The 19,903-nt window shown below is 62.0% G+C and carries 19 protein-coding genes; 13 read left to right on the forward strand and 6 right to left on the reverse strand.

The genetic code is table 11. From position 1 onward, the window contains the following. Positions 1-101: 101 nt before the first annotated feature. Positions 102-842 carry a PepSY-associated TM helix domain-containing protein gene (locus tag M0D67_RS29630; protein WP_266240699.1) on the reverse strand — a complete coding sequence of 247 codons (741 nt, stop codon included), beginning with the start codon at positions 840-842 and terminating at the stop codon, positions 102-104. Positions 843-1,173: 331 nt separating this feature from the next. Here M0D67_RS29630 and M0D67_RS29635 point away from each other — a divergent pair, with 331 nt between their 5' ends. Then, complete coding sequence (locus M0D67_RS29635; RefSeq protein ID WP_266240700.1) at positions 1,174-3,069, forward strand: DUF3857 and transglutaminase domain-containing protein; 1,896 nt, start codon at positions 1,174-1,176, stop codon at positions 3,067-3,069. A gap of 12 nt (positions 3,070-3,081) precedes the next feature. Here the strand turns inward: M0D67_RS29635 and M0D67_RS29640 are convergent, their stop codons facing one another. Continuing rightward, on the reverse strand, positions 3,082-4,110 hold the full coding sequence (locus M0D67_RS29640; protein ID WP_266240701.1) for a serine/threonine protein kinase: 1,029 nt from the start codon (positions 4,108-4,110) through the stop codon (positions 3,082-3,084). 100 nt (positions 4,111-4,210) lie between these two features. Next, complete coding sequence (locus tag M0D67_RS29645) at positions 4,211-4,423, reverse strand: hypothetical protein (protein WP_035554043.1); 213 nt, start codon at positions 4,421-4,423, stop codon at positions 4,211-4,213. Between the two features lie 494 nt (positions 4,424-4,917). Between M0D67_RS29645 and M0D67_RS29650 the strand changes: the two genes are divergently transcribed. Next, a complete protein-coding gene (locus M0D67_RS29650) occupies positions 4,918-6,129 on the forward strand; it encodes an MFS transporter (protein ID WP_168435642.1) in 1,212 nt (403 codons plus the stop codon). 350 nt (positions 6,130-6,479) lie between these two features. Next, positions 6,480-6,665: a hypothetical protein gene (locus M0D67_RS29655; RefSeq protein WP_097390922.1), complete on the forward strand. Its 186-nt coding sequence runs from the start codon at positions 6,480-6,482 to the stop codon at positions 6,663-6,665. A 175-nt stretch (positions 6,666-6,840) separates the two neighbouring features. Here M0D67_RS29655 and mgrA read toward each other — a convergent pair whose 3' ends face one another. After that, complete coding sequence (mgrA, locus tag M0D67_RS29660; protein ID WP_266240702.1) at positions 6,841-7,884, reverse strand: L-glyceraldehyde 3-phosphate reductase; 1,044 nt, start codon at positions 7,882-7,884, stop codon at positions 6,841-6,843. A gap of 219 nt (positions 7,885-8,103) precedes the next feature. Between mgrA and M0D67_RS29665 the strand changes: the two genes are divergently transcribed. Further along, positions 8,104-8,310 (forward strand): DUF3185 family protein, encoded by a 207-nt coding sequence (locus M0D67_RS29665; protein WP_266240703.1) that lies wholly within the window; start codon positions 8,104-8,106, stop codon positions 8,308-8,310. Positions 8,311-8,372: 62 nt separating this feature from the next. Here M0D67_RS29665 and M0D67_RS29670 read toward each other — a convergent pair whose 3' ends face one another. Further along, positions 8,373-9,134, reverse strand: a complete 762-nt coding sequence (locus M0D67_RS29670; protein ID WP_154559692.1) for a phytanoyl-CoA dioxygenase family protein — start codon at positions 9,132-9,134, stop codon at positions 8,373-8,375. A gap of 462 nt (positions 9,135-9,596) precedes the next feature. On the opposite strand from M0D67_RS29670, the gene M0D67_RS29675 reads away from it, so the two are divergent. Continuing rightward, the gene (locus M0D67_RS29675) at positions 9,597-9,965 is read left to right on the forward strand and encodes a hypothetical protein (RefSeq protein ID WP_266240704.1); all 369 of its coding nucleotides are present in this window, start codon (positions 9,597-9,599) and stop codon (positions 9,963-9,965) included. A 201-nt stretch (positions 9,966-10,166) separates the two neighbouring features. Here M0D67_RS29675 and metK read toward each other — a convergent pair whose 3' ends face one another. Continuing rightward, entirely contained in the window at positions 10,167-11,357 is a 1,191-nt protein-coding gene (gene metK / locus M0D67_RS29680; RefSeq protein ID WP_054037192.1) for a methionine adenosyltransferase, read from the reverse strand. A gap of 278 nt (positions 11,358-11,635) precedes the next feature. On the opposite strand from metK, the gene M0D67_RS29685 reads away from it, so the two are divergent. The 8 genes from M0D67_RS29685 to hslV all read left to right on the forward strand — a co-directional run bounded on the left by M0D67_RS29685 (position 11,636) and on the right by hslV (position 19,898). Then, on the forward strand, positions 11,636-12,520 hold the full coding sequence (locus M0D67_RS29685; RefSeq protein WP_171925203.1) for a lipid A biosynthesis lauroyl acyltransferase: 885 nt from the start codon (positions 11,636-11,638) through the stop codon (positions 12,518-12,520). An 81-nt stretch (positions 12,521-12,601) separates the two neighbouring features. Then, complete coding sequence (gene dapF / locus M0D67_RS29690) at positions 12,602-13,465, forward strand: diaminopimelate epimerase (protein ID WP_171925204.1); 864 nt, start codon at positions 12,602-12,604, stop codon at positions 13,463-13,465. A gap of 188 nt (positions 13,466-13,653) precedes the next feature. After that, positions 13,654-14,373, forward strand: a complete 720-nt coding sequence (locus M0D67_RS29695) for a DUF484 family protein (RefSeq protein ID WP_171925205.1) — start codon at positions 13,654-13,656, stop codon at positions 14,371-14,373. Between the two features lie 34 nt (positions 14,374-14,407). Next, complete coding sequence (xerC, locus tag M0D67_RS29700) at positions 14,408-15,331, forward strand: tyrosine recombinase XerC (RefSeq protein WP_171925206.1); 924 nt, start codon at positions 14,408-14,410, stop codon at positions 15,329-15,331. A 98-nt stretch (positions 15,332-15,429) separates the two neighbouring features. Beyond that, positions 15,430-16,632 (forward strand): class I SAM-dependent rRNA methyltransferase, encoded by a 1,203-nt coding sequence (locus tag M0D67_RS29705; RefSeq protein ID WP_154559687.1) that lies wholly within the window; start codon positions 15,430-15,432, stop codon positions 16,630-16,632. Positions 16,633-16,862: 230 nt separating this feature from the next. After that, on the forward strand, positions 16,863-17,966 hold the full coding sequence (locus M0D67_RS29710) for a GTP-binding protein (RefSeq protein WP_153134252.1): 1,104 nt from the start codon (positions 16,863-16,865) through the stop codon (positions 17,964-17,966). Positions 17,967-18,625: 659 nt separating this feature from the next. Beyond that, positions 18,626-19,045: an RNA polymerase-binding protein DksA gene (dksA, locus tag M0D67_RS29715; RefSeq protein ID WP_054037155.1), complete on the forward strand. Its 420-nt coding sequence runs from the start codon at positions 18,626-18,628 to the stop codon at positions 19,043-19,045. A 316-nt stretch (positions 19,046-19,361) separates the two neighbouring features. Then, positions 19,362-19,898 (forward strand): ATP-dependent protease subunit HslV, encoded by a 537-nt coding sequence (gene hslV / locus M0D67_RS29720; RefSeq protein WP_028197737.1) that lies wholly within the window; start codon positions 19,362-19,364, stop codon positions 19,896-19,898. Positions 19,899-19,903: the final 5 nt, after the last annotated feature.

Raw genomic sequence — 19,903 nt, forward strand, 5'->3', positions numbered from 1 at the left:
CCGCACAGGGGCAACGCTAATAGACCACTAACAATTCAAGGAAAGGCCAAAGCCCCAAGAACACGGACAAAAGCGCCGCGCAGGCAAAGAAAAAACCCAACTCACATTAACCCACAAACCACAGCGGCAACCACTGAGCCGCCCACCAACACAACACCCACCACGCGCCGCTTATTCAACTCAGTCCACAGCAAGACACCGGTCAGAGAAAGCAAAATCATCCCACCGGCGATCGTATCAATCAACAAAACCCACCCAACACTTAACCCCACACCACGATGCAAATTATTCATCGTAGTAAGAAACGAATTCTGCGTGCGTTTCACCGCCACAAACCCATTCCCAACCCAATACTCAGCCTGCACATTCTGAGCAGGCCCAAAAATCCCGACTTGCCAGAACTCCGGCTGCATCGTGCTGCGATCGCCCCACGCCACCGGATGCGCCGGCTCGCGCTTCACCCGCCCCGGCTTGCCGTCGATCTTCAACTCGCCCTTGAGCCACTTCGCCATCTCCATCGGCGAACCCAGTTTCTTCTGCGGCACGGGAATCTGCATCTCCTCGACCTGCGGCTCACCGGACGACACCTTCAACGGTCCACCCCGATGATTCAGCAAAAACCCCGTCGCGCCGAACATCAACCCCAACACCGCGCCCCACAGGCCAACCCAGCCGTGCACCTTGCGCAACCACTTGATGAAATTCGCCCGCCGCGAACGCTGGCGCCACGCCGCCTGCTCGGCGTCGTCCATCAGAGGATGGCCGCGCTCCGGCCTATGTGCCGTGTATTGCGTGCCACCACCAGCAGCAGGTTTCATATTGATCGAATCAGGCGCGTTCACATCCATGCTCCAGGCGCAGCAAGTTAAACCCTCGCCGACGGGCGGCGACGAAGCGCTCGCTCTCACCAGCGGTAAAGGAAAGTTCGAGAAGAAAAGCCGGACAGACCCGGCTTGCGGTCGAGGCCGTCCGGCTGAGAGGCTGGCTGGCAGTCACAGAGGAGGAGAAATGTGACAGAAAGCTGGCGGTGCCTTTCAATTGAGAATGTATATCATTACACAATTAAGGCATTTGCTCAATCGCAATGCTCGGTATCCGCTTGACATCCAGGCGGCGCAAACCGACTCTAGCTGGCTATCCCGTCAACGTTGCCGTTCCGGATACCTGCCCGCCATGCGCCTCACCTCTTTGGTCTGTCTTGCCTCTCTCGGCTGGCTTGCCGGCGTTCATAGCGCGAGCATCGCGGCCAAACTGGACGATCCCTATACCAACGAAGGTGAAACGCAGACCTTCACCGTCAACGCCGACGGCTCCTTCTCGAAGCTCGATTCGATGACGCTGCGCGTGAACAACGAAGCAGGCGTCGCGCGAGTGGCGCAGCAATACGTCTGGTTCAACCGCAATATGGCGGACGTGCTGATCATCGAGGCCTACACGACCACCGCCGACGGCGTGCGTCACGACGTGCAGCCCGAGCAGATCCGCGACGTGCAGGAAGCCCGCTCGTTCGACGCACCGATGTTTCAGGACATCCAGGAAAAGGTGATCGTGTTCCCCGCCGTCGAACCCGGCGCGCGCGTGCACCTCACCTATCGCAAGACGCAAAAGCAGCCGATCGAGCCGGGCGAATTCAGCGACTTCACGCCGCCCGATCTCGCGCCGACCCACAACTTTCACCTCATCTACGACCTGCCCGCCGGCAAGCCGCTCTATGCCGATGCACGCGGCTTCACCGCGCTTCAACCGGTTACGCGCGACGGTCGCACACGCTACGAATACCGTTACGACAAGGCGCATTTCAGCCGGCTGGAGCGCGGCTCGATCGCGTACGTGTCGTATGGCGACCGGCTAATGGTCTCGACCTTTCCGGACTACGCCGCTTTCGCCACCAGCTACAGGGCCTCCGCCGCCGACCCGAGCACGCGCGACACGGCCGTCACGCGTCTTGCGCAAAACCTCACCGCGCGCGACCACACCCCGCACGACAAAGCCAAAACGCTGTACGACTGGGTGCGCCGCAACGTCCGCTATGTGGCGATCTATGTTGGACGCGGCTCGGTGGTGCCGCACAGTGCAAGCGCGATCCTCGCGAACCGTTATGGCGACTGCAAGGATCACGTGGCGCTGTACGGCGCGATGCTCGACGCCGTCGGCGTTCGCAACGAGCCGGCCTTGATCAGCAGCGGCTCGATCTATACGCTGCCCAGCGTGCCGGGCTACGGTGTCATCAATCACGTAATCACATGGCTGCCGGATTTGCAGCAATACGCGGACTCGACCGCGTCGAATGTCGAATTCGGTTTTTTGCCGTCGTCCGATATGAACCGGCCTACCGTCCTCGTCAATCAGGGGGTGGTCGCACAAACGCCGGCCACCGAGTTGATTACGCGCAGCACCGACCTGTCGATCAAGGTCGAACCGGATGGCTCAGCGAGCTTCACGTATCGTCTGGAAGCATCAGGTGCCACAGCCGAACAGGCGCGCGCGATGTTGCGCACGCAGACGCCCGCGCAACGTGAGGACTCGATCCAGGCGGAACTGCGCAGCGCCAACCTGCGCGGCACCGCCACGCTGACCACCAGCGACCTCAGCGTTGCCGACGGCCCGCTGACGATCACGATGAAGGGCACGCTCGAAAGTCTGGTGGTGCCGGGCGCCGCGGCATCGATTCCGGCGCTGACCAGTCTGGCCGGCGGCTTCGAGGCGGGCACCCGCTACTGGCTCGGCGAACGGCAGCGCACGCAGCCATTCGTCTGCCACAACCTGGCGCTGCATGAACGCGCGCGCATTGCATTGCCCGCGAATTTCCACGTGCTCGAGATGCCGGAAGCGAAGCGAACCCAGGACCGCTTCGTCGATTTCCAGTCGCAGTACACGTTCGATCCGCTCAGCAACGTGGTGACGATGACGCGCGACGGCGCCACCCATTTCGATAGCGAGGTCTGCACGCCCGACGACTTCGCGCAGATGCGCCCCGCGATCGAAGCGATCGGGCGCGACGTACGCGCCGAAGTAATTGTCAAATCGACGCTGGTGGAATCGTCGAGCGTGGCGTCGCAGGCGCCATAGAACAGCTACCGCTCAAACCGGCCAGAGTGGCCCTTCCTCCATCGCGCCGAGCTGCTCGCGCAGTTCGAGGATCCGGTCTTCCCAATAGCGCTGCGTGTTGAACCACGGAAACGCCGCCGGAAACGCCGGGTCGTCCCAACGGCGCGCGAGCCACGCCTGATAGTGAATCAGCCGCAGCGTGCGCAACGCTTCGACGAGATACAGTTCGCGCGGCTCGAAATCGCAGAAGTCTTCGTAACCCGCGAGCAGATCCGCCAGCGCGCGCGAAGCCTCGACGCGGTCGCCCGGCAGTAGCAGCCACAAATCCTGCACCGCAGGACCCATGCGGCTATCGTCGAAGTCGACGAAATGCGGACCCGCGTCGGTCCACAATACATTGCTCGGATGACAATCGCCGTGCATTCGCAGCATGCGAATATCGCCGGCACGCTCGAAGGCGCGCTCGACGCCTTCAAGCGCGAGATTCACCACGGTCTGCCAGGCGGTGCGTACATCGTCAGGCACAAAGTCGTGCGACAGCAGGAAGTCGCGCGGCTCGTAGCCGAACGTGTTGATGTCGAGCGTAGGGCGTTCGGTGTAGTTCTGCGTCTGTCCAACCGCATGGATGCGGCCGATGAAACGCCCCAGCCATTCGAGCGTATCGCGCCGGTCCAGATCGGGCGCACGGCCGCCGCGGCGTTCGAAGATCGAGAAACGGAAACCGTCGAAGGTATGCAGCGTGCGGCCTTCGAAAACACGCGCGGGCACGGCCGGAATCTCACGCGCGGCGAGATCGGCAACAAAGGCGTGTTCTTCGAGAATGGCGGCGTCGGTCCAACGCTCGGGACGATAGAACTTGGCGACCACCGGCGGGCCGTCTTCCACGCCCACCTGGTACACGCGGTTCTCGTAGCTGTTGAGCGGCAGCATACGGCCGTCGGTGTACACACCGACGCTGCTGAGCACGCTGTCGAGCGCGTCGAGCACGATTTCCGGCTTGAGCCGGGCGAAAGGCAAGGCGCTATCGGCGCTGTCCTGTGGGTCGAAATTGTCGTCGTTCATGTCCGCATTGTGCGCCGCGCCGCCGTCAAAGACGAGGGCGTCGGCTCACCGTGCGGCTAACAGCCACCTGCAACCACCACGAATCGGACTCAAACCAGCTTCAATGCACCTGTGCGCTCGACGGGCGAACCTGCTCGCCCGTATCGATCAGATCTTCAAGGAAAAAGGGTTCAGTATTGAGATGCTCCGATGTGCCGGGTTCGCCGGCATACCAGGCCACCATAGCCATGTCGCCGAGAATGCGCATGACAATCCCGCGTGCGCCCTGCGGCACCGCGATATGCACCGATCGGACAATGGAACCGATTTGCATGATGTTTCCCCGTTTCTCCCATAGCCGGCTTTATGGTTTCCGCGCCGGTCAAGGTGATGATAAAAGCGCCGCTTCGCCGATAACGTTGCGTACGCACCCAATCTGCTGCGCGTAAGACGCGTGAGAGGTTCGAGTCATTGTTCCCGTTTTGTGGGGCCATGGAAAGCGCGAACTCGGGGCTCTTCACCCGTCGTTTCGCCCTATTCCCATTACAGCGCGCCGGGCCGATGATCTGGGCGTAAAGCGTCGTAACGAGACCATCATAAACCCAGCCGGGGCGATATATCAAAATCATGCCGTCAGCGCGAAAGGAGCGTATTCAGGTCCGCTGACCTCGCGGCGCGCGCACCCGTTCAGTCTCTCCAGCGTATCCTTGGCCTCTTCGAGTACTTTGCGCACCCCAAGGAGATTTTTTCGTGACCGCATCGCCGGATTCCCACCGGACTGCTGCTTCGGCTGTTCCTGTTTCGTCTGCTTCTTTCACTTCCGCTGCTGTGCCTGCCGTCCCTGACATTCCCTATCTCGAACGCGGCACGCATGCCTATTGGCGCGCCAGCATCGCACTACTGTTCGCGGGTTACGCCACCTTCTCACTGCTGTATTGCGTACAGCCATTGCTGCCTGCATTATCTACGGCGTTCAACGTAACGCCGGCACAAAGCAGCTTGTCGCTGTCACTGACGACAGCCGCGCTCGCGCTCGCCATATTTATCGCCGGTTTCGTCTCGGAAGGCTGGAGCCGTCACAAGCTGATGACGGCATCGCTCACGCTGTCGGCGCTGCTGACGATCGGCGTGTCGATCGCGCCGCACTGGCATCAATTGCTCGTGTTGCGCACGCTCGAGGGCCTCGCGCTCGGTGGCGTGCCCGCCGTCGCGATGGCGTACCTCGCGGAAGAAGTACACCCGGATGGACTCGGTCTGGCGATGGGGCTGTATGTCGGTGGCACAGCGATCGGCGGGATGGCTGGGCGTGTGATCACCGGCGTGGTCGCGGATCTGTTTTCGTGGCGCGTGGCAATCGGTACGATCGGCGTACTCGGCATTTTGTCGATGCTCGCGTTTCGCGCTTTGCTGCCGCCGTCGCACCATTTCGTACCGCGTCGCGGGCTCGGCTTTTCCCATCACCGCACCGCCCTGCTCAAACAATTCACGCGACCCGGCTTGCCGTTGCTGTTTCTGCTCGGCTTCGTGCTGATGGGCAGCTTCGTCACGCTCTACAACTACATCGGTTACCGGCTGCTCGCGCCGCCGTATCTGCTGAGTCAGACGGAGATCGGTGCGATTTTCGTCGTCTATCTGACGGGCGTGGTTGCCTCGCCGTGGTCGGGCCGCATGGCCGACACCTTCGGCCGGGCGCGCGTGCTGACCGCCAGCTTGCTGCTGATGGCATGTGGACTCGTGCTCACGATGCTGCATCCGCTGGCAGCCATTGCGACCGGCATTGCTTTCGTGACGTTCGGCTTTTTCGCCGGACACTCGGTGGCGAGCGGCTGGGTCGGACGCCTCGCCAAGGAAGCCAAAGGCCAGGCGGCCGCGCTGTATCTGCTCGCGTATTACATCGGTTCGAGCGTGGTCGGTTCTTATGGCGGGCGCGTATGGGCAAGTGATGGCTGGAACGGTGTCGCCGGACTGGTCGGCGTGCTGCTTGTCGTAGGCCTCGTTGCGGCCACGCGCCTGCGTCAACGCGAACGGATCACGGTATGAGGGAACGCTGCTAATCGGCTTTGGGGAAACATGGCCTGGACGCAGCGTGAAACGTGGCCTGCATGGGGTGTGCACCGGTAAGGCGAGAACCATCCGCAGCGCATCAAACAGGCTCGGAAAGTAAGGCCCGTGTAAGCAAACACTTCATTTTTTACGGGGTTTTTGCTGCAACGCGCCAATCGCGGCGGCCCTTGCGGTACTGGGTTCAGCAGTCTGCGAAGACGCGCTGCAGCGCCGCAAGACGTTGTTATGTTGATCTAACCGTCGCCTATACTCGAATCGACCGTTGGCAGTGCATGACTCCAGAAATCGAGCCGCTGCCCGCGTTGGAATTACATAAGGAGACGGGTATGACGACCTACTTCACGATTGGCGATTTAATCCTGGTCATTCCGATGGCGCTGGCCGGTGCCCTGTTTGTCGGCGCGCTCCCCTGCAAGACGGAATTTCGGCACAACGCGTTGCGCGTGCTTGGCGCGCTAATCGGCGTGGTGTTCGCGGTCGTGCTGGTCGAAGGCTTGCCTGCGCTAGTGTAACGGGGTCCGGCGAAGGCGGTCTGTGCGCTTCGCCGATGGTTCGGTCGACTGAACGCAGTCGCTTCGGCCATTGCGCGGGAAGCGTGTGCGCTTGAACTGCGTTGAAAAAAAGCCGCCTCACGGGCGGCTTTCTTCGTTTCTAAGGCGTGTCGCTACAACCTGAAACGCCACGGGATCAGATCGCCTGATCCGTCGACGGTTTTTCCCACAGGTTAATGCCGCCTTCGGTCGCGTAGCGATCGATCTCCGCCAGCTCCTCCTTCGAGAACGCGAGGTTCTTCAGCGCGCCGACGTTCTCACGCACCTGTTCCGCGCGGCTTGCACCGATCAGCACCGACGTGACGCGCGGATCGCGCAGCGCCCAGGCGAGCGCCATCTGCGCGAGGCTTTGTCCGCGACGCTGCGCGATGTCGTTGAGCTTGCGCACGTGCTCGATGTTTTGTGGGCTCAAATGCTCCTGCTTCAACGAACCGCCGCCCGGCTTGTTGACGCGCGCGTCTTCCGGCACGCCGTTCAGATATTTGCCGGTGAGCAAGCCCTGCGCGAGCGGCGTGAACGCGATGGCGCCCGCGCCGACTTTCTCGAGCGTGTCCAGCAATTCCTGTTCGATCCAGCGGTTGAGCATGTTGTACGCCGGCTGATGAATCAGGAGCGGCACCTTGTACTCAGCGAGCAGCTTCGCCATTTCGAGCGTCTTGGTGGCCGAGTATGACGAAATCCCGATGTACAGCGCCTTGCCCTGCTGCACGGCGCTCGCCAATGCACCGGCGGTTTCTTCGAGCGGCGTATCGGCATCGAAACGATGCGAATAGAAAATATCGACGTAATCGAGGCCCATGCGCTGCAGGCTCTGATCGAGACTCGCGAGTACGTATTTACGCGAGCCACCGCCTTGCCCGTACGGACCCGGCCACATGTCCCAACCTGCCTTCGACGAAATCAGCAGTTCGTCGCGATACGGCTTGAAATCGTCCTTGAAGAGCCGGCCGAAATTGGTTTCGGCGCTGCCGTACGGAGGGCCGTAGTTGTTGGCGAGGTCGAAGTGCGTGATGCCCAGATCGAAGGCCGTGCGCAGGATGTCGCGCTGCGTGGAGATCGGCGTGGTATCGCCGAAGTTGTGCCACAGGCCCAGCGACAGTGCCGGCAGTTTGAGACCTGACTTGCCGCAGACGCGGTATTGCATGTCCGAATAGCGTTCTGAAGCTGCTTCGTAAGCCATTGCTAGTGTCCTTGATGTTGAAGTCGCCCGGCGATCACGGGCGTGAGGAAATCACATGCTGCGGGAGGCGTGCAGGTTTTATATTCAGGTATGGGTGAGGCCAGACCGTTATGGTAGCCAATCGCCGTGATGCGTGCAGGCGCCCACTATGCGGGATGGACGACGGCTTGCGGCTCCCCTACACTTTGGCCGATCAAAGCTTAGCGGAGGGATGGGTTCATGACGAAGGCGATTTCAATCGCGCTGATTGTCGGCGGTATCGTGTTGTTGTATTTCGGCGGTCAGGCGTTCAACTCGGTCAGCAGCGAAGTGTCCCGCGTGTTCACCGGATCTCCGACCAACAAGGCGATCGTGCTGATTGTGGGCGGCGTTATCGCGACGATTGCCGGCCTGACCGGGGTGGCTATTTCCGGACGCAAGCGGTAGAGCGTTCATTGCCTGCGCGGCGCCGGACCAACGGACATCCGCGCCGCGCAAGGCAAAAAAACCTAAAAGGCAATTTCGGGCTTGGCCGCCGAGCGAGATCCCGGCAGGGGCACATTGCTCGCCCCGTGATAGGTGAACACCAAAGAAAATTTCACCTGATCGCTGAGATTCTTGCCAGCCGAATGCAGCGTGTTGCAATGAAAGAACACCACGTCGCCGGCCTTCAGTTCGGGCGAAACCGCGGTGCGAATCAAGGCCTGATTCTCTTCCAGATCGGAGCGGAAAAACTTCGCCTCGTCGAAGCGGTCGGACGTGAAGACCGCGCTGTGCGATTTCGGCACCAACCACAACGCGCCGTTATCCACCGTTTCCGACCCGACCGCGAGCCACACCGACACCAGGTCGTCACGCTCGAACGACCAATACCTCACGTCACGATGCCAGCCGGTCAAGCTGCCATAGGCAGGGTGCTTGGTCATCATGCAATTGTGATGCGCCCGCGATAGGCGCGGCTCCTCACCGAAGTACAACTCCATCCAGCCGCGAATTTCCGGCGCGGTCGCCCATTGCGCAAAATGCGGGTGGCGCCCGTACGCATCCAGCAGGCGGCGAACCGTATGCCCGCCCGGCGCGTGTTTGGATTCCGGTGCGCCCGGATACCGCAGATCCGCTTCAAACTCGATCGGCGCCGCCGCTTCCTGCAACTGGCGCTCCGCAATCTGCTTCAGTTCAGCGCAACGCTCGGGCGAAACCAGTCCCGGCACGACGACAAATCCCTGCTCCCGCAACGTTTGAATCTGCTCTTTCTTCGAGTGAAGTGACATGGTGTTCCGTTACTTTCGACTGACTGATGCTCGATTGTAAAACGGGCGCGATCGGACCGTGCGCTGTTTCACCTGTCGGGAAGCCAGGACCTTACGCACTACTTTCACGCGAATGCGCGGTTTGCATGGCACGCTGTCAGGGCACGCACGCACGAAAATCGACCGCAAAGGGCGCGACCCCGTAAACACGCACATCGCGTTCACCTCGTAAAAACCCGTATTCGCAGGGTAAAAACCGACTTTCTGACGTCATGAATCGCGTGTAGCCTGCACACATGTTGATCGTTCCTCCCGCACTTTTACGGCACGCACAGGCCGCCAAGGCCGACTCCGCCGTCCTCCGTGTCCTTTCCAGTCGAATTCCGGGCTTTCGCGCCGTCCATCGCGACACCGCCGTTGGCACATTTGGTGCTCCTTCTGGCGCACACTCCGCCGCGCGACACGTTGCCTACTTGTGAAGCCATGCATACTCTTCTGAGCACCCGTCTTACCCGCGCCGCATTGAAAGCGGCGCGTCCGGCGCGCCGCCATGTCGTGCGTGCACTGCGTCACCATGCCACCCGCACTCGCGCCTTGGGCGAACAATGGCGCGAAGCCAAAGCGGTCGACGGCATTCGCACGTGGTTCCACACCTTCTTCTCCGCACTGCGCCTGCAAGGCAGTTCGCGCCGCTTTTCGCTGCGCACGCTGCTGCGCAAACCGACGCCGCTGCGTCTCACCGCCACGCGCAATGCGCCGGTCGTCGCCCCGCAAAGTACGAGCCGCCGCCCGCGCCGGATGTCGACGAGCGGCAGCACCGGCTGGTTTGCGTTCGCGTTTGCGAGCCGCTGAATCAGCAGATGAATGAGCCGTTGAGCGAGGCGCCAATTTAGCCTCGAACGGCCCCACGTCCGCATTCCAGCTACAGCGAGCACATCCCGTTGCGGCGTTGACGCCGTCATCACCCCACCGTACAGCGGATTCGAAGGCAATAAAAAAACCCCGCCCGGCTTTGCGCCAGCGGGGTTTTTTGCTGAAGCGGACTGCGTGCGCTTATTCGGCGAGCGCGACAACCGGTTCGGTGCCTGCTGCTTCGGCGAGCACCAGAGCCTTATCCGTGGCTTCCCACGTGAATTCCGGCTCTTCGCGGCCGAAGTGACCGTAAGCCGCGCTCTTCTCGTAGATCGGGCGCAGCAGGTCGAGCATCTGGATGATGCCCTTCGGACGCAGGTCGAAATGCTCCTGCACCAGACGCGTGATCGTTGCATCCGACACGCGGCCCGTGCCGAACGTGTTGACCATGACCGAGGTCGGCTGGGCAACGCCGATCGCGTACGACACCTGAATCAGGCAGCGCGACGCCAAACCAGCCGCCACGATGTTCTTCGCGACATAACGGCCGGCATAAGCCGCCGAACGGTCGACCTTCGACGGATCCTTGCCCGAGAACGCACCGCCGCCGTGCGGAGCCGCGCCGCCGTACGTATCGACGATGATCTTGCGGCCCGTCAGACCGCAATCGCCTTGCGGGCCGCCAATCACGAACCGGCCGGTCGGGTTCACCAGGAACTTGATGTCGCCCTTGATCAGGTCAGCCGGCAGCGTCGGCTTGATGACTTCTTCGATCACGGCTTCGCGCAGCGTGGCCAGATCGATGTCCGGCGAGTGTTGCGTGGACAGCACGACCGTGTCGATCGCATGCGGCTTGCCGTCGACATAACGCACGGTAACCTGCGACTTCGCATCCGGACGCAGCCAGGGCAGACGGCCGTCGCGGCGCAAATTCGCCTGACGCTCCACCAGACGGTGCGACAGGTGGATCGGCAGCGGCATCAGTTCCGGCGTTTCTTCACACGCATAACCGAACATCAGGCCCTGGTCGCCGGCGCCTTGATCGAGGTTGTTGTCGTGCGCGCGGTCCACGCCCTGGGCGATGTCCGGCGATTGCTTGTCGTAAGCCACCAGCACCGCGCAGCCGCGGTAGTCGATACCGTAATCGGTGTTGTCGTAGCCGATGCGCTTGATCGTGTTGCGCGCGACCTGGATGTAATCGACGTTCGCGGTGGTGGTGATTTCACCGGCCAGCACGACGAGACCCGTGTTGCACAGCGTTTCGGCTGCGACACGCGAGTACTTGTCCTGGGTCAGGATGGCGTCGAGGATTGCGTCCGAGATCTGGTCCGCGACTTTGTCGGGATGGCCTTCGGAGACGGATTCGGAAGTGAAGAGATAGTCGTTTGCCACGTTGCAGACTCCTGTTGTGTGGTTACGGTTGAGTTTCACGTAGCCAGCTTCGGGAGCCTTGAAGCGGCGACGCTTTAGCGGATTACCTTACCGGCAGGGGGCCTATCCCATGGATCGCACCCGCCAGCTTCGCCCCGCAAGTTGTCTATTAACTCGGCGAAGCCATTATTATAGCGACTTCCTTCGATTGTCACAGAGTGATCACCCGTGGTGTATTTCGACCCGTCTTCAGGTTTCTTGAGCAAAGCGTCGCTCGACGCCCTACACGGAGGGGAGGCATGCTAAGTCGTGTTGGTGCCTACCTGGCCATTGGACTGCTGAAATTTTTGGCATTGTTGCCGTACGGTTTCGTTGCGCGACTGGGCGACGGGCTGGGCTGGCTGCTCTATCAGATCCCCAGCAACCGTAAGCGCATCGTCCACATCAATCTGAGCTTGTGTTTCCCGGAGTGGAGCGCCGAGCATCGCGAAGAGATCGCGCAGAAACACTTCCGCCACGCGATCCGCAGCTATGTCGAACGCAGCGTTCAGTGGTTCGGGTCCGCAAAGAAGCTGGAGAAGCTCGTGCAGGTGGATAGCGAGATCGATCTGCTGGACCCCGACATGCCGCCCACCCTGTTGCTCGGCGCGCATTTCGTCGGCATTGAGGCGGGCTCCGTGTTCATCAATCACGCGCTGCGCCGGCAGTGTGGCGCGCTCTACCAGCCGATGTCCAACAAGGTGCTCGACGACGTGGCGATCGCCGCGCGCGGCCGCTTCGGCGCAGACATGGCAAGCCGCGCCGACAGTGCGCGCATCGTTCTGCGCTGGTTGCGCGACCGCAAGCCGGTCATGCTCGGCGCCGATATGGACTACGGCGCACGCAATTCGACGTTCGTGCCATTCTTTGGCGTACCGACCTGCACGCTGACGGCCGTCGGGCGGCTCGCCGGGGTCGGCCATGCGCAAGTCGTACCGTTCATCGGCGAGGTGCTGCCGAACTACAAGGGCTACCGGCTGAAGGTCTTCAAGCCTTGGGACAACTATCCCACCGGCGACGACGACGCCGACGCGCGCCGCATGAACGCCTTCCTCGAAGAGCAGATTCCGCTGATCCCCGAGCAGTACTACTGGGTGCACAAGCGCTTCAAGACCCGGCCGCCGGGCGAGCCGAGCGTCTACTGAGCGGCCTTCGAAAAAAGCGCCCGAACGCTTAAATAAAACGGCGTTCGGCCCACCTGCGGGCGCGTCACTTACAATAGCGCGATGAAACTGAAATTCACCAAAATGCACGGCGCGGGTAACGACTTCGTTGTGCTCGACGGCTACACCCAACCGGTCAACTTGACGCCGGTGCAGGTGCGCGCGCTCGCGGACCGGCATTTCGGCGTCGGCGCCGACCAGTTGCTGCTGGTCGAGAAGCCCACCGTGGACGGCGTCGATTTCAGATATCGCATCTTCAATTGCGACGGCGGCGAGGTCGAGCATTGCGGCAATGGCGCGCGCTGCTTCGTCAAGTTCGTGCGCGACAACGGCCTGACCGACAAGCGCAGCGTGCGCGTGCAAGTGCAGAACGGCACCATCCTGCTGACCATGCAGGAAAACGGCGAGGTGCTGGTGGACATGGGTGCCCCCGTGTTCGAACCGGAGCGCGTACCGTTCGCCACCAAAGGCCTCGAAGGCCGCCGCGAGGGTGCGGACACGCTCTGGCCGCTCGACGTGAACGGCGTGACGCGCTGGATTTCGGTGGTGTCGATGGGCAATCCACACGCGGTGCAAGTGGTCGACGATGTTGAAGATTTTCCGGTCCTCGTCGAGGGTCCGGTGATCGAACGGCATGCACGTTTCCCGCAGCGAGTGAACGCGGGTTTCATGCAGATCGTCGGCCGTAGCGAGATCAAGCTGCGGGTCTACGAACGCGGCGCCGGCGAAACGCTGGCGTGCGGCACGGGCGCGTGCGCGGCAGTCGCTGCCGGCATTCGCCGCGGGCTGCTGGACGCGCCGGTGCAGGTGCACACGCACGGCGGCAAGCTGACCATCACGTGGGACAGCACGCAAGACGGCGCGCCGCTGCTGATGGCCGGCCCCGCAGCAACCGTTTTTGAAGGCGAGATCGAACTGGCCGACTGACCCGCGCCAGCGCACTACCCGATTCAGCGGCCGAGCGATCGGCCCAGGAAGTACCAGACACGTGGCCTCGAACAGGCCTATGAAGAAGCCGATGAAAGGCCGGACGAAACAACGCTTTCACCGGCCGACCGAACTCATGACCGATGCGCCGCCCGAAGGCGTCGTCCCGTAGTCCTTTAGCCGAAACCATGAACGATCGCGAAGTCGCCGAATATCTGCTCGCCAACCCCGAATTCTTCGCCGAACACGCGGAAATGCTCGCGACGATCCGGCTTGCGAACCCGCACGGCAAAGCCGCGGTGTCGCTGCAGGAGCGGCAGATGGAAATGCTGCGCGACAAGAACAAGCATCTCGAACGGCGTCTGGCCGAGCTGCTGCGCTACGGTCACGAAAACGACAGCATCGCCTCGAAATTCAATCGCTGGACCATCCGCGTGATGGCCGAGCGCGATCCGTACGCGTTGCCGCGCACGATCTCCAACGGCTTGCGCGATATTTTCGACGTGCCGCAAGCCGCACTGCGCGTGTGGGACGTCTCCGAGCCGTATGCACAGGCTGAGTTCGCGCGCCATGTCGGCGAGGAAGTGCGAATCTTCGCGAATAGCCTCACCACGCCGTACTGTGGCGCGAACACCGGCTTCGAAGCGGCGCAGTGGCTGGTGCCGGCGGTGTCGGCGGTGAGCGACGACGGGTCCGCAGGCGGTACAGGCGAGTCCGCGCACGCCACTGAGTCGATTGCGCTGCTTGCACTGCGCGACCCCGAAGGCAAGGAAGAAGCGTCCACCTTCGGCCTGCTGGTTATGGGTTCGGCCGACGCCCGCCGCTTCCACGACGGCATGGCGACCGATTTCCTGACGCAGATCGGCGCGTTGGCAAGCGCGGCGCTGAGCCGTCTGCTGCCGCGCTAAAGCCGCTGGTCCGCCGATCCCGCCAAAGGCCATCGTGACCGAAGCCGACCCGATCGCCGCCTATCTGTCGAATCTCGAACATGAGCGGCGACTGTCGGCGCATACGCTGCGCGGCTACACGCACGAACTCGAAGAGCTCAAGCTGCTGGCCAAAGGCCGGCCGCTCGAAAGCCTCACCGCTGTCGATATTCGCGGCGCGGTTTCACGGGCGCATGCCGGCGGCCTGACGGCGCGCTCGATCAGCCATCGGCTGTCGTGCTGGCGAGCGTTTTACCGCTGGTTCGCGGGTCGCGTCGATCTGCCGGCTAACCCGGTCGCCACCGTGCGGGCGCCGAAGCAGGCCAAAGCACTGCCGAAAGCGCTTTCCGTCGACGACGCCACACGCCTGATGGAAAGCCCGCCCGCTGCGACGCCCGAAGGTTTGCGCGACCACGCGATGCTCGAACTGTTCTACTCGTCAGGCCTGCGTTTGTCCGAACTGGTCGGCCTCGACGCCCGCTTTGCTGACGCCGACGGCTACCGCTCCGCGGGCTGGCTCAAGCTCGACTCCGCCGAAGTCGAAGTGCTGGGCAAAGGCAACCGGCGCCGCATCGTGCCGGTCGGCCGCAAAGCGATCGACGCCTTGAACGCGTGGCTCGCGGTGCGCGATCAGATGGTGAAACACGATCCGCATCCGCTGTTTCTCTCGGCGCGCGGTAATCGGCTGTCGCCGAATGTCGTGCGTGATCGCGTGAAGCGCGCGGCGCTGGTCGCCGGCATTCCCGCCAATGTGCACCCGCACGTGCTGCGGCATTCGTTCGCCACGCACGTGCTGCAATCGAGCGGCGATCTGCGGGCCGTGCAGGAACTGCTCGGGCACGCCAGCATCACCGCCACGCAGGTCTACACCGCGCTCGATTTCCAGCATCTCGCGCACGTCTACGATCAGGCGCATCCGCGCGCCAAAAAACGCGACTGATTCCGCTCTTTGCTTTTTGCGGCTTGCGGTCTCCGCCTTCGCTTCACCTGCCGTGTGCCTCTTTGTCCACGCGGCTTACTGCTCCTGCTGACACCCTGATGAATACCGTTACGCTCAAACCGTCGAAAGAAAAATCGCTGCTGCGCCGCCATCCGTGGGTCTACGCCAACGTGATCGATCGCGTCGACGGCAATCCCGCGCCCGGCGCGACCGTGCTGGTGCGCGCGCACGACGGCCGCTTCCTCGCCCGCGCGGCCTACAGCCCGCATTCGCAGATTCGCGCACGCGTGTGGAGCTTCGACGAAATGGAGCCGATCGATCACGCGTTCTTCAAGCGCCGCGTGCAGCGCGCGCTCGCGCATCGTCAAACGATGGTGCACAACACCGGCGCGGTGCGGCTGATTTTCGGCGAAGCGGACGGCCTGCCTGGCCTGATCGTCGATCACTACGTCGCTGAGGACGCAGGCCAGCGCAGCCAGCTGGTGTGCCAGTTCATGGCGGCGGGCGTCGAAGCATGGAAGGAAGCGATCGTCGCGGCGCTGACCGACGCGACCGGCTGCCCGAACGTCTACGAGCGCTCGGACGTGTCGATTCGCCAGAAAGAAGGGCTCGAGCAGATCACCGGCGTACTGGCCGGAGAAGCCCCGTCGGAAGCGCTGATCGCGAGCGAAAACGGCGTGCGTTATCACGTCGACGTGCGCAACGGCCACAAAACCGGCTTCTACGTCGACCAGCGCGACAACCGCCTGCTGGTGCAGGAGCTGGCGAAGGATCGCGACGTGCTGAACTGCTTCTGCTACACCGGCGGCTTTTCGCTGGCGGCCTTGAAAGGCGGGGCAAAGCGCGTGGTGTCGATCGATTCGTCCGGCGACGCGCTCGCGATCGCACAGCAGAACGTGGCCGCCAACGGTTTCGACGCCGAACGCGCCACCTGGCTCGACGCCGACGCGTTCAAAACCCTGCGCCGCCTGTACGACGAAGGCGAACGCTTCGACCTGGTCGTGCTCGATCCGCCGAAATTCGCGCCGTCGCGTGAACACGTGGACCGCGCCTCGCGCGCCTATAAGGACATCAACCTGACCGGCCTGAAGCTGCTGCGCCCGGGCGGCCTGCTGTTCACCTACTCTTGCTCCGGCGCGATCGACTCCGAATTGTTCCAGAAGATCGTGTCAGGCGCGGCGGCCGATGCGCGTGTCGATGCGCGGATTCTCAAGCGCCTCGGCGCCGGGGTCGACCATCCGCTGCTCACCGCCTTCCCCGAAGGCGAATACCTGAAAGGCCTGCTGTTGCAAATTGCCTGATCGCCCATAGCTTCAGGGTTATTTCCCACGTGCCGCGAAGGGGTTCGCCCCCGCTGCCAGCGCCGGCTTGACAGATATGTTTCAATATCCGGCTAGATCGGGTCGCGCGCCGTCAGGCTGCCGCGCCCGGCAAACCGGATTCGCAGACGCATTCGCCGCAGCTTGCGCGGCTGTTGCACATTCGCGCTGTAAATTCGATTACGCACAGACTCACGTACAAGGCGACCAATATGATCCCAGTCACCATCCTGACCGGCTTTCTCGGCAGCGGCAAAACCACCCTGCTCAAGCGCATCCTGAACGAAAAGCACGGCATGAAGATCGCCGTGATCGAAAACGAGTTCGGCGAAGAGAACATCGATAACGAAATTCTCGTGCAAGACACGAGCGAGCAGATCATCCAGATGAGCAACGGCTGCATCTGCTGCACGATCCGTGGCGACCTGTCGCGCGTACTCGGCGATCTGGCGGCGAAGAAGCAGTCCGGCGAACTGGATTTCGACCGTGTCGTGATCGAAACCACCGGTCTCGCCAATCCGGGCCCGGTCGCGCAGACGTTCTTCATGGACGACCAGATCGCCAACGAATTCCTGCTCGACGCGATCATCACGCTGGTCGACGCGAAGCACGCGAACCATCAACTGGACGAGCACGAAGTGGTGCAACGCCAGGTCGGCTTCGCCGATCGCCTGTTCATCACCAAGTCGGATCTGGTCGACGAAAAGCACCTGGACGATCTGCGCCATCGCCTGCTGCACATGAACCCGCGTGCGGCGATCAAGGTCGTCAACTTCGGCGAAGCGGACATCAAGGAAATCTTCGATCTGCGCGGCTTCAACCTCAATTCGAAGCTCGAAATCGACCCGGACTTCCTCGCTGAAGACGAACATGCTCACAGCCACGCTCACGCGCATGACGAGCACGGCCACACCCATGCCGATCACGACGATCACGATCACGAAAACTGCGATCATGATCACGGCAAGTGCGACCACGAAGGCCACGATCACGCGCATCACCATCACGCGCACCATGACGACAAGATCAAATCGTTCGTCTACCGCAGCGACCGTCCGTTCGATCCGAACAAACTCGAGGACTTCCTCGGCGGCATCCTGCAGATCTACGGCGAGCGCCTGCTGCGCTACAAGGGTGTGCTGTATATGAAGGGCGTCGACCGCAAGGTGGTGTTCCAGGGTGTGCACCAGATGATGGGCAGCGATCTGGCCGCGAAATGGCAGCCGATCGAGAAGAAGACCAACAAGATGGTGTTCATCGGCATCGAACTGCCGCAAGACCTGATCACCGATGGCCTGGACGCCTGTCTGGCGTAAGCGTCACGTGTGCCGCGCCTTACTGGGTCAGGCAAATGGCACGGCACGCGGCATGCTGGAGCGCGCTAATCATGAGCGTGTGTCCGGCGGGCATCGCGGTAATCGTCTGCAGAATACCGAGAGGAGCGCCCCGAAAGCCTGCTGAAATGTCCGCTGTGTGAAAAGCACGTGAAAACCCTGCTGTATTAAAGCGTGCACGACCATCGCTTTTTGACCGTGCGCGCGTTATATTTTCGGGATATCAGTGCGCCGCCGGGGTATTTTCACCAGTTGCGGTGCTGGATTGTGATTCAGTTACAATACGTGCCCACTGGAGAATGACAACGAATTGCCCGGTCAGCGCGTATTCCGCGCCGGGCCTGAAACGGCGCCGGAAAATCTTATCCGGAACTCACGCCGACAATGCCGGCTGGCACAGCAGACAATGCTCGCTGCCGGCAAGCAATGCCTCAGGAGCATTTGAGAAACGGTTTCCAGAGGAGTTCGGCCCCGCATTGGCGTAGCGACGCCCGGCGCGTGGGCGCAAGGCGCTTCGGCGTCACCGACAGCCCATCGTCCGTGCCCGCCCAGCGCTCAGCGTCCTCGTGGCGCCTTTGCGGGCAATACGAAAGTGCGGGCACTATGTAAGAGTTTTGCCTCACATTGAAGAAGCAAGCCAGATGACGACGAAACGACTCTTGACTGAAGCCGAAATCCTGAAGATGAGCGACAAGGATTACATGAATGAGGATCAGCTCGCTTTCTTCAAGAACAAGCTCGAACAGCTGCAGGCGGACATTCTCCGCAATGCCGGCCAGACGACCGAGAACCTGCGCGAAACAGTAATCGTGCCGGACCCGGCCGACCGTGCAACGATCGAAGAAGAGCATGCGCTGGAACTGCGCACGCGCGACCGCGAGCGCAAGCTGCTGAAGAAGGTGCAGCAATCGATCGCGCGCATCGATTCGGGTGACTACGGCTGGTGCGAAGAAACCGGTGAGCCGATTGGTGTTCCGCGTCTGCTCGCACGGCCCACGGCAACCCTGTCGCTCGAAGCGCAGGAACGCCGCGAACTGCGCCAGAAGCTGTTCGGCGACTGAACGCCAACGGCGCGGCTTCGGCTCCGCGCCCTTTTAAGCTGCTTCGTCGAGAGGCGCACGGTGATCTGTGCGCCTTTTTTCTTTTGTGTGCGCCTCCGCACAATCCCCCGCTCTGAACCCCGTGTTTTTGTCTTATGCCGTTTGCCGGCTCTTGATATGACCGCGCACGCCCTAAAATAAGTTGAACATGCGTTGCACGAGCGCGCGCCGGCCGGTTGATCGTTTCAGCGTTGCGCGCCGTCCGCTTCCAGGATTCATGCGGTGGTGCATTACCTTGTGCTGCCGTGTCCTACCCGTTTTGCAAAGAGGAACGCATATGGAGCAATTTCACGGCACAACGATCGTTTCCGTGCGCCGCGGCGACAAGGTCGCGCTTGGCGGCGACGGCCAGGTGACACTGGGCAACATCGTCATGAAAGGCGGTGCGAAGAAAGTCCGGCGCATCTATAACGGCAAGGTGATGGTCGGCTTCGCCGGCGGCACGGCCGACGCCTTCTCGCTGCTCGACCGCTTCGAAGCGAAGCTGGAAAAACATCAGGGCAATCTGACCCGCGCCGCCGTCGAACTCGCCAAAGACTGGCGCACCGACCGCATGCTGCGCCGCCTTGAAGCGATGCTGATCGCGGCGGACGCCACCACCACCCTCGTCATTACCGGTAACGGCGACGTGCTCGATCCGGAAGGCGGCATCTGCGCGATCGGTTCGGGCGGCGCTTACGCGCAAGCCGCGGCCAAGGCGCTCGTTGACAACACCGAGCTGTCGCCGCGCGAGATCGTGGAGAAGTCGCTGGAGATTGCCGGCGACATGTGCATCTATACGAACCATAACCGCGTCATCGAGACGATCGAGTAAGGACC

Source organism: Paraburkholderia sp. SECH4 (assembly GCF_030511745.1).
Lineage (GTDB): Bacteria > Pseudomonadota > Gammaproteobacteria > Burkholderiales > Burkholderiaceae > Paraburkholderia > Paraburkholderia madseniana.